This window comes from Pseudoalteromonas sp. SG44-17, assembly GCF_014164235.1.
In the GTDB taxonomy this organism is placed as follows: Bacteria; Pseudomonadota; Gammaproteobacteria; order Enterobacterales; family Alteromonadaceae; genus Pseudoalteromonas; species Pseudoalteromonas rhizosphaerae.
Genome location: NZ_JACJEV010000093.1, coordinates 1 through 632, shown reverse-complemented (window position 1 = coordinate 632; position 632 = coordinate 1). Strand labels below are relative to the sequence as shown.

The following is a 632-nucleotide window of genomic DNA, read 5'->3' as shown; positions in this document are numbered from 1 at the left end:
AAGCCTGACTTATCCTGCCAAAATAAATTCATTCCAATCAATTTTGCTGAGCAAATATTGCCAGGTACATTTGAGTATGCGCTTTGTTATATTGTCGAAAATAAACTCGATTTGTCGGGCTTTGATGCGTGGTATAACAATGATAAAACGGGCGCAGCTGCGTATCCGCCTTCAGTGATGCTAAAAATTATTTTACTCGGCTATGCACATGGTTTGATCAGCAGCCGCCGTATTGCTAAGGCGTGTGAGACGAATATTTTGTTCATGAGTGTATCGGGTGATATTCAATCTCATCACACATCGATAGCGGATTCGTGGCCAAAATGCACGAACAGATTGAACCGCTGTTTACGCAAGTACTGATGATATGCGACGAAGAAGGCTTGATAGGTCGCAACATGTTTGCCATTGATGGATGCAAATTGAAATCTAATGCGAGTAAAGAATGGAGCTGCACATTCGACGAGCTAGGGCGTAAAAAAGCAAAACTAGAACGCGCGAGTAAAGGTATTATCGAACGTCACCAATCACAAGATAGCCTGAGCGAAGAGTTGATAACACAGGATTTAAAGCAAAAAGAAAAGCTGGATAAAAGTGCAGATAAAATCACGGAGTTCTTAGCGACCCACGAG

At 42.1% G+C, this 632-nt stretch carries 1 protein-coding gene and 1 pseudogene; both read left to right on the top strand.

Annotated features, from left to right (window positions below):
- On the top strand, window positions 1-363 hold a 363-nt coding region (locus tag H5182_RS22470), incomplete at its 5' end, for a transposase (RefSeq protein ID WP_259398345.1).
- Window positions 324-632, top strand: a pseudogene (locus H5182_RS22465) (transposase); the annotation flags it as partial. The gene H5182_RS22470 and the pseudogene H5182_RS22465, both read left to right, overlap by 40 nt.